The following is a 13,618-nucleotide window of genomic DNA, read 5'->3' as shown; positions in this document are numbered from 1 at the left end:
GCCCATGACGTCGCCGCGTGAGTTGTGGTCGCTGTTCGAGCCTCTGCACGCCGTCACCTACTTCACGCCGCAGGCGGGGGCGGCCTTCGAGGCGGCCGGCCTGACCGGGTTCTGGCGGCGGTACTTCGCGGGCCGGGCGGCGGCGCTCGGTGCCGTGGGGGCGGGGCCGGTGACGGCGGCGTTCTTCGGTTTCGCGCCCCGGATGGTCGAGCGGGCGCTGCCGAGCGTGTGGACGCGGATCACGCCGCCGGACGCGATCGCGGCGCGGACGGCTGGGGCGGTCGCGGCGTTGTCCGACCTGTTCGATGGCCTGGCGCCGTCCACTGTGGCCGCCGCGGCGGAGGCGCTCGAGGAGCCCGCGCGGGCGGCCCGGCTGCCGGGGCGTGTGCTGGCGGCGGCGCACGCCGACCTGCCGTGGCCTCAGGAGCCGGTGGCGCGGTTGTGGCACGCGGCGACGATCCTGCGGGAGCACCGCGGGGACGGGCATGTGGCGGCGCTGCTCACGGCCGGCGTCGACGGCTGTGAGTCGCTGGTGTGGCGGGCCGGGCTCGACGGCGGCCGGCTGCGCGAGGTCACCCAGCCGGCCCGCGGGTGGACGGACGAGGAGTGGCGGGCGGCGGGGGAGCGCCTGGCCGACCGCGGGTGGCTCACCTCGGAGGGCGTGGCGACGGGGGCCGGGCGCGACGCGTACGCCGAGGTCGAGGCCCTGACCGATCGACTGGCGGCCCCGCCGGGAAAGGGAGCCGCCCTGCTGGCGCCGCTGACCGAGCGGGTGTGGACGGTGCTGCCGGAGGACAACCCCATTCCGCTGCGCCGGGTTTCGGCCCGGTCGTGAGGGGCAAACCACATGCGTGTTCCCTGCTGAGAACCTGCGCGACTGGCGCGGCGAGAACGTCATCGACCCCGACGGCGCCAAGATCGGTGAGCTGGAGGCGGTGTACGTCGACACGCTGAACGACGAGCCGGCGTACGCCACCGTGCGTGTCGGCTTCATCGGCCGGCACCGTCTGGTCTTCGTGCCCCTGGCCGGCGCGACCGTGACCCCCAAGGCGGTCCGGGTCCGCTTCGGCAAGAAGCAGGTCACCGACGCGCCGAGCATCGAGCTGGACGGCGAGCTGGCCGCCACCGAGGAGCCGAGCGTCTTCGCCCACTACAACGTGCCGTACGAGACCGGCGTCTCCGGCGCCCGACGGCTGGCCCGCCGCTGACATTCCACTCACCTGGCTAATATGATTAGCTAGTAGCTAACGTAACTAGCTGATGGTGGGGTGTGTGGCGATGGTGGAACATGCCTAGGGCGGGCCTGGCTCCCGCGGCGGTCATCGAGGCTGCCGCCGATCTGGCCGACGAGGTGGGCCTGGACGGCTTGACCATGGGCCTTCTGGCGGAGCGGCTCGGCGTCCGCACGCCCTCGCTCTACAAGCACGTCGAATCGCTGGACGCCCTGCGCCGGGGCATCGGCATGCGGGCCAAGGCCGAGTTCGCGGCGGCGCTGGCCCGGGCCGCCGTCGGCCAGTCCGGCGAGGCCGCGGTCCTGGCCTTCGCCGACGCGTACCGCGCGTGGACCCTGCGGCATCCGGGCCGCTACGCCGCCACCATCCGGGCCCCCGAGCCCGGCGACGAGGAGGACCGGCGCGTGTCCGACGAGTCCGTCCGGATTCTGTTCGACGTCCTGGCCGGCTTCGGCCTGCCCGAGACGCGTGCCGTCGACGCCGCCCGGGCCCTGCGCTCCAGCCTGCACGGCTTCGCCACCCTCGAGGCGGCCGGCGGGTTCGGTCTCGATCGCGATCTGACCGAGAGCTATCGGTTCATGGTGGGTGCCCTGATCACGGGCTTGCAGAACGATCGGTCTTGAGCCTACCCTGATTGCTGGGTAGAACGTTCGTTCTGCCTAAGTGACGCTAGGAGAGTGCCATGCCCACCAAAATCACGATCGTCATCGGCCACCCGGCTGACGCCGATGAGTTCGAGAAGGTCTACGCCGAGGTGCGGGCCGCGGCCGGGACGTTTCCGAAGGTGCAGCGGGTCGAGTCGGCCAAGGTGTGGCCCAAGGAGGACGGCACCGCCACTCCCGCGTACCGCACGCTCGACCTTTACTTCGCCAGCTACGAGGACGCCTCGGCCGCTGTCGCCACGCCGGCCGCCGGCGCCGTCTTCGGCGGGCTCCAGGGCGCTCAGGTCGAGATCACAGGCCTGTTCTCGGACATCGAGTAGAAGCCGCGCGCCATCTCGCCGGCCCGGTCAACTGACCGGGCCGGCTTTTTTGTGACTTAGCGGATAGAACGATCGGTCTTGACTCGAGGCGGGCGGCCCGTCATCGTGAGTGATGACAGAACGTTCGTTCTTCCGAGTGGTGGTCGACCCCTGGCGCCCGCTCGCTCAGGAATCCCCGAGAGGATGACCATGACCACCGTTGCCGCCTCCGGCATCTCGACCACGGCGGCCGCCCTGCGGCGGCTGTACTTCGCCCGGGCCGCCTTCGCCATCGTCTGGGCCGGCGTGACGTTCGCGGTCGCCGATGAGCTCACCGCGCTCACCACCACGCTCCTGGTGATCTACCCGCTGGTCGATGTGGCCGCCGCCGTGATCGACGCCCGGGCCTCCCGTTCCACCGGGTCGCCCCGGCTGCTCTACGTGAACATCGCGGTCAGCTCCCTCGCCGCTGTGGGCCTGGCCGTCGCCGGTTCCTCCGGCGTCCCGGCGGTGCTGCGGGTGTGGGGCGCCTGGGCGGTCGTGGCCGGTCTGGTCCAGCTGATCGTGGGCGTCACCCGCCGCTCGATGGGCGGCCAGTGGCCGATGATCATCAGCGGTGGTCTGTCCGTGCTCGCCGGTTCGTCGTTCGTGGCGGCCGCCTCGGCTGACGATCCCGCGCTGACGAACGCCGTCGGCTACGCCATCCCGGGCGCCGTCTTCTTCCTCATCGCCGCCATCCGGCTCGGCCGCGCCGCGAAGGAGAACTGACATGGAGAACACCACGTACGACGTCGTCGTCATCGGTGCCGGGCCGGTCGGGGAGAACGTCGCCGACCGTCTCGTGCGGGGCGGTCTGACCGCGGCGATCGTCGAGCGGGAACTGGTCGGCGGGGAGTGCTCCTACTGGGCCTGCATGCCGACCAAGGCCCTGCTGCGCAGCGCCTCCGCGGTGCGGGCGGCCCGTCGGCTGCCCGGTGCCCGCGAGGCGGTCACGGGCGACCTGGACGCGGCGGCCGTGCTGCGCCGCCGGGACTCCTTCGCCTCGAACTGGAAGGACGACGGCCAGGTGTCCTGGCTCAAGTCGGCCGGGATCGCCCTCCACCGGGGCCAGGGCCGCATCGCCGGCGAGCGGGTCGTCGAGGTGACCGGCGCCGACGGCGCCGTGACCACCCTGACCGCCCGGCACGCGGTCGTCGTGGCCACCGGCACGAGCGCGCTGGTTCCCGACATCGAAGGACTGCGGGAGGCGAAGCCGTGGACCAGCCGGGAGGCCGCCGCGGCGAGCAGCGTTCCCGGCCGGCTGGCCGTCATCGGCGGTGGTGTGGTGGCCTCGGAGATGGCGACCGCGTACACCAGCCTCGGCGCCCAAGTCACCATGCTCGCCCGCGACGGCGTGCTGCATCTGACCGAGCCGTTCGCCGCCGAGCGGGTCACGGAATCGCTGCGCGAGTCCGGTGTCGACGTCCGTGCCGGCGCCGAGGCGGCCTCGGTGAAGCGCGATGAGGCCGGCGCGGTGCACATCACGCTGACCGACGGCGAGCGGATCGAGGCCGACGAGCTGCTCGTGGCCATCGGCCGGGTTCCGAACACGGCCGACATCGGCCTCGGCTCCATCGGGCTCAAGCCCGGCTCCTGGCTCGCCGTCGACGATGCCCTGCGCGTCGTGGGCGGAGGGGAGTGGCTGTACGCCGCGGGCGACGTCAACCGGCGGGCCCTGCTCACCCATCAGGGCAAGTATCAGGCGCGGGCCCTGGGCGACGCGATCGTGGCCCGCGCCAAGGGTGAGCCGGTCGAGACCGGCTCGTGGGGACGGCACGCGGTCACGGCCGACGAGCGCGCGGTGCCGCAGGTGGTGTTCACCGACCCCGAGGTGGCCTCGGCCGGGCTGACCGCGGCGGCGGCCGAGGCGGCCGGGCTGCGCACCCGGGTTGTCGACTACGACCTGGGCGCGGTGTCGGGATCGGCCCTGCACGCCGAGGGATATCAGGGCCGGGCCCGCATGGTCGTGGACGAGGACCGCCGGGTGATCGTCGGGTTCACGCTGACCGGCCCGGACGTGGCCGAGCTGATCCACGCGGCCACCATCGCGATCGCCGGCGAGGTGCCGATCGACCGGCTGTGGCACGCGGTTCCGGCTTTCCCCACCGTCAGCGAGGTGTGGCTGCGCCTGCTGGAGGCGTACGGCCGCTGATGGTCAGGCCGCGGCCGGCTCGCGCTGACCGTGGATGCGGATGAGGCCCTCGACCCCGCGAAGGAAGGTGTCGGCCACCAGCGCGGGGTCGAACAGGCAGCCGGCGGCCATGGCGCCGTCGCGCAGCATGACGAAGTGGCGCGCGGCCGCGTCCGACGAGTCCTCCGCGACCTGGGCCATCAGCGTGGTGAGCGTGTCCAGGAACCACTGCCGGTGGGCGATGATCTGCTTGTGCACCGGGCTGTCGACGTCGGGGAACTCCGCGGCCGCGTTCAGGAAGGCGCATCCGCGGAACCCCGGCGACTGGATGTTCGCGGCGATGGCGCCGGCGATGGCCAGCAGGGAGCCGGCCGCCGTCGGGTTGGCGGCGATGGCCGAGGTGATCGCGGCCCGCTCCATCTGGTGCACCTCCTGGAGATAGGTGACCACGAGGTCGTCCTTGCTCGGGAAGTGCCGGTAGAACGTGGCCCGGGTCACCTTGGCCTCGGCGATGATCCGGTCGACCCCGACCGCGTGGATGCCGTCGGCGTAGAAGATCCTGGTCGCCGTGCTGAGGAGCCTCTGCCGAGCCTCGGAGGGTGCGCCGCGCGTCATGCTCCCATCCTAGCGGGTAGAACGTTCCGTCTAGCGAGGGACGGCGCGGAACCACTCCTCCCGGTCGTCCGGGTCGGGGCCGCGCCGGTGCAGGACCGGCGGATGGTCACCGGTGACCGGGGCGTAGTGGTCGAAGCGCGTGGTCAGGACGGCTTCGCCGCCGGTGAGGTCGGGCAGGGCAGCCACCACCTCGGGGACGCGGGACGACGGGATGGTGCCGCCGACCTCCAGGTAACCGCCGGTCGTGGTGGTGTCGTCGATGACCGCACCCAGCCGGCCCAGCAGGGCCGCTACCGCGTCGAACGTGCGGGGTGGCAGGTTCAGGTCGAAGCGTTCGACCGGCTGGCACACCCGGGTGCCGGCCCGGCGCAGCGCGGCGGCCACCACGACCGGGGCCAGGTTGCGGAAGTCGGCGGCCACGCTCGAGATCGACTTGTCGAACTTCTGGTGCGGCCGGCTCTGCCGCGGCCAGTACTGCGAGGAGGTCATGGTGACCACGCAGTCGGTGACCGGCCAGCCGTGCGGACCCTGGCGCAGGGCGGCCCGGACGCCCTCCTCGATCGCCGCGACGAAGGCCGGCGTCAGCCGGCCGGGCTCGATGCCGGGGCGGACCTCGACGCCGTGCCCGGGCGGGGCCGCCTCGACGCGCAGGCCGATGCCGGCCAGGTACGGGTTGCCGCGCTCCCTGATCCGGTCCTCGCCCGTGCCGGATCCGGCGACCCGCTCGATGCAGGCGGTCAGCGTGCCCGAGAAGCGGGCCCGGACGCCGTACCGGTCCTCCAGCAGGGCGGCGATGACCTCCTTCTGCACCTCGCCGTGCAGGCGGATCACCGCCTGCGCCTCGTGCTCGTCGAGCCGCAGGTCGACCAGCGGGTCCTCGTCGGCCAGCTCGGCCAAGCCGGCGAACAGGGCCAGCCGCTGAGCCGGATCGACCGCCTCGACCAGCGCCTGCCGGGTCGCCGGGGGAAAACGGTAGAGGTGCCGCCGCGGTGGGTCGCCGACGTGCTGGCCGATGCGGACCGGCAGGCCGCGCACGGCCGCGATCTGCCCGGCCGACGCCGACGGCCGCACCCGCACGCCGCCGGGCTCGCTGACGGCGATCTCGGTGACCCGCTGCGGCCGGTTCCCGGCCAGCTGCACCCTGTCCCGCACGCGCAGCTGCCCCGACCACAACCGCAGCCAGGCCCGCCGCCCGCGCTCATCCCGGTCGACGGCGAACACCGTGCCGGCCAGCGGCCCGTCGCCCCGGGCGCTGCGGGGGAGCAGGCCGGCCAGCAGGTGCCGCAGCTGCGGCACGCCCGCTCCGGTGATAGCCGAGCCGCACGCCACCGGGGAGAGCCGGCCGCCGCGCACGGCCAGCCGGATCGCCCGTCGCACGTGACGCGGCCCGACCCTCTCACCGGTGAGCCAGCGGGCGGCCACGGCGTCATCGACCTCGGCCACCGCCTCCACCACCGGCTCGGCGTCGAGGGCGAGAGAGTCGCCGCCGGGCGTGGTGAGCACGAGCGGGCGGGCCGCGAGCCGTTCGCGCAGCTGGGTCACCGCGCGTTCCACGTCGGCGCCGGCGCGGTCCACCTTGTTGAGGAAGAACATGGTGGGTACGCCGATGCGGCGCAACGCCCGCCAGATGGCGACGGTCTGCGGCTGCACGCCCTCCACACTCGACACGACCAGGACGGCGGCGTCGAGAACGGCCAGCGACCGCTCCACCTCGGCAATGAAATCGGGGTGGCCGGGCGTGTCGAGCAGGTTGACGGTGAGGTCACCGAGCCGGATCGAGGTGACGGCGGCCCGGATGGTGATGCCGCGCCGTCGCTCCAGCTCCATCGAGTCGGTGCGGGTCGTGCCGGCGTCGACGCTGCCGGGCTGGTCGACCGCGCCCGCCTCGAAGAGCAGGCGCTCGGTCAGGCTGGTCTTGCCGGCGTCAACATGGGCGACGATGCCGAGGTTCAACAATGCCAAAGCGGAACTCCACGGTAGGACGGAAAGGGGTCCGGGGCGTGGAAGTTGCTCGCATGGCCATCACGGTTGCACGGCTGTCACGGCCGCGCCACCGCTTTTAGGAGCCGCTCGGGAGTCTCGATCTGGGGCAGGTGGCCGGTCTTGTCGAGCAGCGTGAAGGAGGCGCCGGGGATGGCGCCGGCCAGAGCCCGGCCGTAGTCCGGGCCGGCGATGCGATCGGCCTCGCCCCAGATCACCCGGACCGGGGTGGTGACGCCGGCCAGGCGTTCCCGCAACCCGGGGTCGAACATCCGGCCGTTCCCCGAATAGACGGCCAGGGCGGCGCGGTTGCCGGCCATGGCGGGAAGCGCGGCCGGGTCGATTTGGAACTTCTCCGGCTCGTAGTAGCTGTGCTGGGCGATCTCCGGAAGGCTGAGCGCGAAGAAATCGGCGATCGGATGGCCCGGCACCTCGATGCCGACCGCGTCGACCAGGATCACCTCCGCGACGCGCGGGCTGCCCAGCAGCGCCATCTCGGCCGCGATCCAGCCACCGAGCGAGTTGCCGACGACGGTGACGCCGTCAAGGTCAAGGTCTTTCAGGAGTTCGTCGTACGCCACGGCGAGCTGCCCCGGGTGTGTCAGATCATCCGGGCGGGTGGTCCCGCCGAAGCCCGGATGCACCGGGGTGATCACGTGCGCCGGCGTCGTCGCCAGGAGGTGGGCGAAGCCGGCCATGGTCTGCGGCCCGTTCGCGATCGGGTTGTCCGTCAAACGCCTACAGGCGCGGCATCACCGCACCGCCGACGAGCGCCTGGCCCCGCTCGGTGTCTCGCTCGTGCAGTGGGACGCGCTGCGCCACCTGCACGAGAACCCCGGCGCCTCGTTGCACGACCTGGCTCAGCTGACCTTTCAGACCGATCAGTCGTTCGGGGCGCTGGCCGCCCGCATGATCGACCGGGGTCTGATCGAGCGGGTGCCCGGGCCCGGCCGTGCCGTCCGGCACCGGCTCACCAGCCGGGGCGAGCAGCTCCGCGTCGAAGGGGGCGAGGTTCTCCGGGGTGTGCTGGAGGAGTCGTTCGGCGGGCTGAGCGCGGCGGAGCTGGCCACCTTCGGCGAGCTGATCGGCAAGCTCGTTCCCCGTGCGGGGTGAAGCCCTCTCCTCCGCGCCGCGACTCCGGTGCGGCGTGGAGGAGAGGGAGCCTTCACGCCGGCGGGTCGAGCCAGAGCTCGGCCGGGGGCACGTGCGACTCGAGCTCGGCCCAGAGGTCGTCCGGGATCGGGAACTCGGCCAGGGCCAGGGTCTCGGCCACGCGCTGGGGTGAGGAGACGCCGACGACCGTCGAGTCGACGAACGGGGCGTGCAGCGAGAACTGCAGCGCCGCGGCGGCCAGGGGGATGCCGGCCCGGTCGGCCGCGGCCGCCATGGCCTGGGCCGCCCGGGCGATGCGGTCGTCGCGCTCGCCGTACGCGTACTTCGTCTGCGCCCTCGGTCCTTTGGCCAGCATGCCGCCGCCGTAGGGTGCCGCGTTCAGGACGCCGACGCCCTGCTCGTGCGCGGTCCGGAAAAGGGCCTCGGCCGAGCGGTCCAGCAGCGTGTAGCGGTTGTGGGTGAGCACCACCTCGAAGACGCCGGTGTCCAGGTATTGCCGCATCAGGGCGACCGGGCCGCCGGCCACCCCGAGGTGGGAGACCAGGCCCTCGCGTCTGAGGCCGGCCAGCGCCTCGACGGCTCCGCCGGGCGCGGTCGCCTCGGCGAAGGTGATGCGCTCCGGGTCGTGCAGGTGCAGCAGGTCGATGTGGTCGAGGCCGAGCCGTTCCATGCTCTCGGCCAGTGACTGCCGCACCCGGGCGCCGGAGAAGTCGCCGGTGACCGGGTCCGGGTCGACCTTGGTGGCCAGGACCGTGCCCGAGGGCAGGCCGCCCCGCGCGCGCAGGGCCGCGCCTATCCTGCGCTCGGCCGCGCCGTCCCGCCCGTACCCGTTCGAGGTGTCGATGAAGTTGATCCGGCGGTCGGACAGGACGGCGTCCACGGTGGACACGGCGCGGTCCTCGGGCACCTCGTAGCCGTACAGGAAAGGCATGTTGGCCAGCGGGCTGGTGCCCACGCAGATCTCGCTGACCCGCAGGCCGGTGCGGCCGAGCTCAGTCATGCTGTGGCCTGAAAGACGTCACGAGCCCGATGGTAAGCCTCGACGATGCGGGCGAGCACGGCTTCGCCGGCGCTGTCGCCGAGGGTCGACTCCGGGTGCTCCCGGCGCCAGGCGACCATCCGGGTCGCGGCCCGGTGAAAGGTGAGCCGTGGCGCGTACGACGGAACAAAGGTTTTGATCTTTGTGGTGTCGAAGACGGCGCTGTGCCCGATGTCGCCGACCATCTCGCCCGACCAGAACCAGTCCGGCGCGATCAGCGGGTACATCTCGGAGGCGACGTGCACGAGCCGCGGGGTGACACCGAGCGCCTCGGCCACGATGGTGTAGATCTGGTCCCAGGTGTAGACGTCGGAGCCGGTGATGTTGAACGTCTCGCCGAGGGCCCGCGGGTTGCCCAGCAGCCCCACCAGGCCTTGCGCGAAGTCCTCGGCGTGGGTGAGCGTCCACAGCGAGGTGCCGTCGCCGTGCACGGCGATCTCGTCGCCGCGGGCGATCCGGTCGACCGCCGCCCAACCGCCCGGCAACGGCGGGTTGGCGTCGTCATAGGTGTGCGAAGGCCGCACGACGGTCATCGGGAAACCATTGCGGAGGTACGCCTCCTGCAGCGCCCGTTCGGCCCGCCACTTCGCCGTCGCGTAGGCGAGGTGCGGGTTCGGGCCGACCGGGCTCGACTCGGTGATCGGCACCTGGCGCACCGGCTTGGTGTAGATCGAACCGGAGCTGATGTGGACGTACTGCCGGGTCCGCCCCGCGAAGAGCTCGGCCATCCGGCGTACGTCGTCCTCGTCGTAGGACAGGAAGTTGACCACCGCGTCGAAGTCGCGCCCGGCGAGCGGGGCCTCCAGCGCGGCGACGTCGGCGACCAGCGACTCCACGCCGCCGGGGAGGGTGCGCTCCTGGCTGTTGCGGCCCCGGTTGACCACGGTGACGCGCATGCCGGTGGCCACCGCGAGCCGCACGCAGGACGCGCTGATCGTGCCGGTGCCGCCGATGAAGAGGACGCTCAGGTCCGTTCGGTCGATGAGTGTCATTTGCCGGCGTACCAATCCTCGAAGCCGTTCTCGGTCAGGCTGATCAGCACGTCCTCTGCGCGGATGCCGATCGGTGCGAGCCGTTCGACCACCGCCTCGAAGAACGCCCGCTTGGTGGCCACCGGGTACATGTGCACGGCGATCACCCGGATCACGAGCAGCCGGCGCCGGTCGACGCCGTTGTAGCCGGTGTCGAACTTGAGCTCGCCCGCGTCGTGCGGCTGGAAGATCTGGAAGCGGTCGTCGGACGGGATGCCGAGGGCGGCGATCTGCGCCTCGTGCAGCGCGTCGCCGATGGCCTCGTGGGACTTGTCGAAGACCTCGCGGTCGAGGTGGACCTGGATCAGTGGCACGTGGTCGTCCTTACTTGATCGCGCCGGCCGAGAGGCCGCGCTCGAACAGACGCTGAAGGCTGAGGTACGCGATGACCTCGGGGATCGCGGTGATCACGGCGGCGGCCAGGATCTTGGTCTGGTCGTTGCTGAACTCGCCCACGAAGAACTGCGGGACGAGCGTGATCGTCTGTAGGCCGGGGGACTGGAGGAAGACCAGCGGCATGAGGTAGTCGTTCCAGGCCGCGACCAGGGTGAAGATGACCACCGCGGCCGCGATGGGCCGGGTCAGCGGGATGACGAGATAGCGGAAGCCGCGCCACGAGCTGGCCCCGTCGACGCGGGCCGCCTCGAACAGCTCGTTCGGCAGCCCGTTGATGAAGTTGCGGGTCAGCAGGACGGCGAACGGCACCTGGAGCGCCGACAAGGGCAGGATCACCGCCCAGTACGTGTCGTACAGGCCGAGCTTGGTGTCGGTGACGAACAACGGCGCCAGCAGTACGACCTCGGGCAGCGTCAGGCAGGCCAGCAGCAGCCAGAAGTAGACCTCGCGGCCGCGGATGTGCAGCTTCGAGAAGCCGAACGCGGCCATCATCGTGACCACGTAGACCAGCAGGATGACGGCGCCCGCGATGATCAGGCTGTTGCCGAAGAACCGGGCGAAGCCGGGAACCCGCAGCACGGCGCCGAAGTTCGCGGCCGCGCCCTCGCCGGCGAAGGCGCCCTTGACCATGACGATCAGCGGGAACAGGAACGGCAGGATCAGGATCGTCGCCACGATCTGGAGCAGGACCCGGCCGAGCCGGGTACGGACCTCGAAGAGCATCAGCGTCCCGCCCTCTGGAGCACGAGCGCCATGGTCAGCGCGACCGCCAGCAGGATGATCGAGAGCGCGGCGCCGTACCCGACGTGGTTGAGGGGGATGGTCTGCCGGTAGATGTACGTCCCGAGGAACTCGGTGGCGTTGTTCGGGCCGCCGATCGTCACCAGATACGGCACGTCGAAGGTCTTGAGGGCGCCGATCGCGCCCAGGATCGCCAGAGCGACGGTGGTGCCCCGCATCTCGGGCCAGATGATGCTGAGCAGCGTGCGCAGGTTGCCGGCGCCGTCCATCCGGGCCGCCTCCAGCACCGACGGGTCGATCTGGGTCATCGCCGCGTAGTAGAGGACGAACGTGACACCGGTCCACTCCCAGATGGTGATGAACATGATGACCGGCAGCGCGGTGCTGGTCTGGCCGATCCAGGGCTGGGCCAGCGAGCCCAGCCCCACGTGCTGGAGCAGCCAGTTCAGCTCGCCGTCGGGGGCGAACAGGTGCCGGAAGACCGGCGCCATGATGGACGGCGCCAGCACGACCGGGATGAACACGATCACCTTGTAGAGCCCGGCCAGCCGCAGCCTGGCGTGCATGAGCACGGCCAGCACCAGCCCGAGGACCGTCTGGACGGCGAAGGTGACCACGAAGAACACCACGGTGTGCCGCACCGAGGCCCAGAACACCGGGTCGTGGAAGATCCGGGTGTAGTTCTGTGCGCCCAGATGCCGGGGGTCCGGGCTGATCCCGTCCCAGTCCAGGGTCGAGATGTACGCCGTGTAGCCGATCCCGTAGTAGATGAGGCCGACGCTGAGCACCAGCGCGGGAAGGATCCAGGGCAGGCCGGGCGGCCGCCTCATTTGAAGGTCACTCCCGCGGCCTCGGCCGCCTGCTGGAGCGTGTCGGCCGCCTCCCGCGGTGTCGCCTTGCCGGTGGCCACCGAGGTCGCCGCAGCCAGGATGCCGTTCTGCACGTCGGCGTTGAGCAGCGCCTCACGGGGTTCGGTGATCGTGCCGGCCTGCTCGATGAGTTTCTCCACCGGCGCCTTCTGGGTGGCCGGGTCGACCAGCTGGATGCTGTCGAAGTCCGGTTCGACGCCCTTGAGGGCGGGCAGGTCGTTGAGCTGGTCGGCGATCGCCTGCTGGCCCTCCTTCGAGGTGGTCATCCACTTGACGAAGGTCCGTGCGGCCGGCTTCACCTCGGACTTGGTCGAGACGGCCAGGCCGAAGTCGGCGTCGCCGTACATGCCGCTGGTGTTGCCGGCCCCGGCCACGTCGGGGAAGGCGACCGGGATGATCGGGAACGGCTTGGCCCCGCTGACGCCGGCCGCGCCGAGCGCCGAGGTCATCGCCTTGGTCGTCGCGTACTGCGTGTACCAGGTGCCCATCATGACCATGGCGTACTTGCCGGTGAGGAAGTCGTTGTTGGCGTCCGGGTACTGCTGGTAGCCGACAGCGCCCTCCTGCATGATCCCGGAGTCGAACAGGTCCTTCCAGATGGCCAGGGTCTTGACGATGCCCGGGTCGTTCCAGTGGGCGTCGCCGCTCGACGCCCTGGTCCACAGGCCGGGCTGCACCGAGTTGGCGATCGACTGGAGCGTGTCCTGGTCGAAGCCCTCCTGTGCGGCGCCCTGCACGAAGCAGCCGACCTTGTGCTGCTTGAGCGTTGAGCAGACGTTCTTCCACTCGGCCAGGGTCTTCGGTGGCTGCAGCCCGTACTTCTTGAAGATGTCGCCGTTGGCCCACAGCATCCCGGCGTAGACGGAGCCGACCGGCATCGCGGTCAGCTTGCCGCCGGCGGTCAGGCCGCTGACGCCGATCGGGGCGACCTTGGACTTCCAGTCGGCGCCCAGCGCCTCCTGGGCCAGCCCGGTCTGGTCCTCGGCGAACGACTTGAACTGCGAGACGTACGCCCCGGGCTGCATGTCGAACACGTCCGGGCCCTTGCCCGAGGCGAGCGCGGGCCGCAGCGCCGCCACCCAGTCCGAGATGTTGACCAGCTTGTAGTTGACCTTGATGTCCGGGAACTGCTTGTTGAACGCGCTGATGTAGGTCTCGGCGGTCGCGTTGTCGGTCGGGGTCCAGCCCCACCAGTCGACGGTGCCGGAGGTGGCGCTGCCGCTGGAGGCCTGGTCGTCGCCCGAGTTGCCGCAGGCCACCAGGGCGGAGACGGCGAGTGCGGCGACGGCGAGAGCTGAGAGCGGCCGGAGACGGGACATGATCCCTCCACTGGGCTAAGAAAGTTTCTGGCCGGTGAGCGGGTGTGCTGAACGCCAGCGTCATCGGCGGGGGCGCTGTTCATCGGCGCTGGGCCGACAGTAAGGCGCGCGAAACTTGCCAGTCAAGGTTTCTTGATTTCAAAGAAACTTTC

At 71.3% G+C, this 13,618-nt stretch carries 16 protein-coding genes; 7 read left to right on the top strand and 9 right to left on the bottom strand.

All coding sequences use genetic code 11. The features are described from left to right. Window positions 1–4 precede the first annotated feature (4 nt). The 6 genes from ACFY36_RS37710 to ACFY36_RS37685 all read left to right on the top strand — a co-directional run bounded on the left by ACFY36_RS37710 (window position 5) and on the right by ACFY36_RS37685 (window position 4,384). Window positions 5–835, top strand: a complete 831-nt coding sequence (locus ACFY36_RS37710; RefSeq protein ID WP_499750687.1) for an SCO6745 family protein — start codon at window positions 5–7, stop codon at window positions 833–835. 16 nt (window positions 836–851) lie between these two features. Further along, on the top strand, window positions 852–1,208 hold the full coding sequence (locus tag ACFY36_RS37705) for a PRC-barrel domain-containing protein (RefSeq protein ID WP_499750686.1): 357 nt from the start codon (window positions 852–854) through the stop codon (window positions 1,206–1,208). An 80-nt stretch (window positions 1,209–1,288) separates the two neighbouring features. Further along, window positions 1,289–1,855: a TetR-like C-terminal domain-containing protein gene (locus tag ACFY36_RS37700; protein WP_499750685.1), complete on the top strand. Its 567-nt coding sequence runs from the start codon at window positions 1,289–1,291 to the stop codon at window positions 1,853–1,855. A gap of 59 nt (window positions 1,856–1,914) precedes the next feature. After that, window positions 1,915–2,214, top strand: coding sequence for a hypothetical protein (locus ACFY36_RS37695; RefSeq protein ID WP_499750684.1), 300 nt, complete (start codon window positions 1,915–1,917; stop codon window positions 2,212–2,214). Window positions 2,215–2,403: 189 nt separating this feature from the next. Next, complete coding sequence (locus ACFY36_RS37690; RefSeq protein WP_499750683.1) at window positions 2,404–2,961, top strand: hypothetical protein; 558 nt, start codon at window positions 2,404–2,406, stop codon at window positions 2,959–2,961. 1 nt (window position 2,962) lies between these two features. Next, on the top strand, window positions 2,963–4,384 hold the full coding sequence (locus tag ACFY36_RS37685) for a dihydrolipoyl dehydrogenase family protein (RefSeq protein ID WP_499750682.1): 1,422 nt from the start codon (window positions 2,963–2,965) through the stop codon (window positions 4,382–4,384). Window positions 4,385–4,387: 3 nt separating this feature from the next. Here ACFY36_RS37685 and ACFY36_RS37680 read toward each other — a convergent pair whose 3' ends face one another. The 3 genes from ACFY36_RS37680 to ACFY36_RS37670 form a co-directional block, all read right to left on the bottom strand. Further along, window positions 4,388–4,978 (bottom strand): TetR/AcrR family transcriptional regulator, encoded by a 591-nt coding sequence (locus tag ACFY36_RS37680; protein ID WP_499750681.1) that lies wholly within the window; start codon window positions 4,976–4,978, stop codon window positions 4,388–4,390. 30 nt (window positions 4,979–5,008) lie between these two features. Continuing rightward, on the bottom strand, window positions 5,009–6,940 hold the full coding sequence (locus ACFY36_RS37675) for a GTP-binding protein (RefSeq protein ID WP_499750680.1): 1,932 nt from the start codon (window positions 6,938–6,940) through the stop codon (window positions 5,009–5,011). A gap of 77 nt (window positions 6,941–7,017) precedes the next feature. Further along, window positions 7,018–7,692, bottom strand: coding sequence for an alpha/beta fold hydrolase (locus ACFY36_RS37670; RefSeq protein WP_499750679.1), 675 nt, complete (start codon window positions 7,690–7,692; stop codon window positions 7,018–7,020). On the opposite strand from ACFY36_RS37670, the gene ACFY36_RS37665 reads away from it, so the two are divergent. Further along, entirely contained in the window at window positions 7,682–8,071 is a 390-nt protein-coding gene (locus ACFY36_RS37665) for a MarR family winged helix-turn-helix transcriptional regulator (protein WP_499750678.1), read from the top strand. The two genes, ACFY36_RS37670 and ACFY36_RS37665, sit on opposite strands and share 11 nt — an antisense overlap. Before the next feature lie 52 nt (window positions 8,072–8,123). Here ACFY36_RS37665 and ACFY36_RS37660 read toward each other — a convergent pair whose 3' ends face one another. Genes ACFY36_RS37660 through ACFY36_RS37635 form a run of 6 tightly spaced genes read right to left on the bottom strand, consistent with a single transcriptional unit; the run spans window position 8,124 to window position 13,466 of the window. Beyond that, window positions 8,124–9,071 (bottom strand): aldo/keto reductase, encoded by a 948-nt coding sequence (locus ACFY36_RS37660; protein ID WP_499750677.1) that lies wholly within the window; start codon window positions 9,069–9,071, stop codon window positions 8,124–8,126. Then, on the bottom strand, window positions 9,068–10,102 hold the full coding sequence (locus ACFY36_RS37655) for an NAD-dependent epimerase/dehydratase family protein (protein WP_499750676.1): 1,035 nt from the start codon (window positions 10,100–10,102) through the stop codon (window positions 9,068–9,070). The genes ACFY36_RS37660 and ACFY36_RS37655 overlap by 4 nt, the downstream gene beginning before the upstream one ends. Beyond that, on the bottom strand, window positions 10,099–10,455 hold the full coding sequence (locus tag ACFY36_RS37650; RefSeq protein WP_499750675.1) for a tautomerase family protein: 357 nt from the start codon (window positions 10,453–10,455) through the stop codon (window positions 10,099–10,101). Before ACFY36_RS37650 ends, ACFY36_RS37655 begins: the two co-directional genes overlap by 4 nt. A gap of 10 nt (window positions 10,456–10,465) precedes the next feature. Next, window positions 10,466–11,260 carry a carbohydrate ABC transporter permease gene (locus tag ACFY36_RS37645; protein ID WP_499750674.1) on the bottom strand — a complete coding sequence of 265 codons (795 nt, stop codon included), beginning with the start codon at window positions 11,258–11,260 and terminating at the stop codon, window positions 10,466–10,468. Beyond that, window positions 11,260–12,108 (bottom strand): carbohydrate ABC transporter permease, encoded by an 849-nt coding sequence (locus ACFY36_RS37640; protein ID WP_499750673.1) that lies wholly within the window; start codon window positions 12,106–12,108, stop codon window positions 11,260–11,262. The genes ACFY36_RS37645 and ACFY36_RS37640 overlap by 1 nt, the downstream gene beginning before the upstream one ends. Next, entirely contained in the window at window positions 12,105–13,466 is a 1,362-nt protein-coding gene (locus ACFY36_RS37635) for an ABC transporter substrate-binding protein (protein WP_499750672.1), read from the bottom strand. The genes ACFY36_RS37640 and ACFY36_RS37635 overlap by 4 nt, the downstream gene beginning before the upstream one ends. Window positions 13,467–13,618: the final 152 nt, after the last annotated feature.

The sequence above is a fragment of the Actinoplanes sp. NPDC000266 genome (assembly GCF_042899005.1).
Taxonomy (GTDB): domain Bacteria; phylum Actinomycetota; class Actinomycetes; order Mycobacteriales; family Micromonosporaceae; genus Actinoplanes.
The sequence above is the reverse complement of the archived record's forward strand: the minus strand, read 5'-3'. Positions and strand labels throughout refer to the sequence as shown.

Bases quoted from the DNA above. Each gene is read 5' to 3' on its own strand.
- ACFY36_RS37710 (WP_499750687.1), top strand. From the start codon at position 5: ATGACGTCGCCGCGTGAGTTGTGGTCGCTGTTCGAGCCTCTGCACGCC.
- ACFY36_RS37700 (WP_499750685.1), top strand. From the start codon at position 1,289: ATGCCTAGGGCGGGCCTGGCTCCCGCGGCGGTCATCGAGGCTGCCGCC.
- ACFY36_RS37695 (WP_499750684.1), top strand. From the start codon at position 1,915: ATGCCCACCAAAATCACGATCGTCATCGGCCACCCGGCTGACGCCGAT.
- ACFY36_RS37690 (WP_499750683.1), top strand. From the start codon at position 2,404: ATGACCACCGTTGCCGCCTCCGGCATCTCGACCACGGCGGCCGCCCTG.
- ACFY36_RS37685 (WP_499750682.1), top strand. From the start codon at position 2,963: ATGGAGAACACCACGTACGACGTCGTCGTCATCGGTGCCGGGCCGGTC.
- ACFY36_RS37680 (WP_499750681.1), bottom strand. From the start codon at position 4,978: ATGACGCGCGGCGCACCCTCCGAGGCTCGGCAGAGGCTCCTCAGCACG.
- ACFY36_RS37660 (WP_499750677.1), bottom strand. From the start codon at position 9,071: ATGACTGAGCTCGGCCGCACCGGCCTGCGGGTCAGCGAGATCTGCGTG.
- ACFY36_RS37655 (WP_499750676.1), bottom strand. From the start codon at position 10,102: ATGACACTCATCGACCGAACGGACCTGAGCGTCCTCTTCATCGGCGGC.
- ACFY36_RS37645 (WP_499750674.1), bottom strand. From the start codon at position 11,260: ATGCTCTTCGAGGTCCGTACCCGGCTCGGCCGGGTCCTGCTCCAGATC.
- ACFY36_RS37640 (WP_499750673.1), bottom strand. From the start codon at position 12,108: ATGAGGCGGCCGCCCGGCCTGCCCTGGATCCTTCCCGCGCTGGTGCTC.
- ACFY36_RS37635 (WP_499750672.1), bottom strand. From the start codon at position 13,466: ATGTCCCGTCTCCGGCCGCTCTCAGCTCTCGCCGTCGCCGCACTCGCC.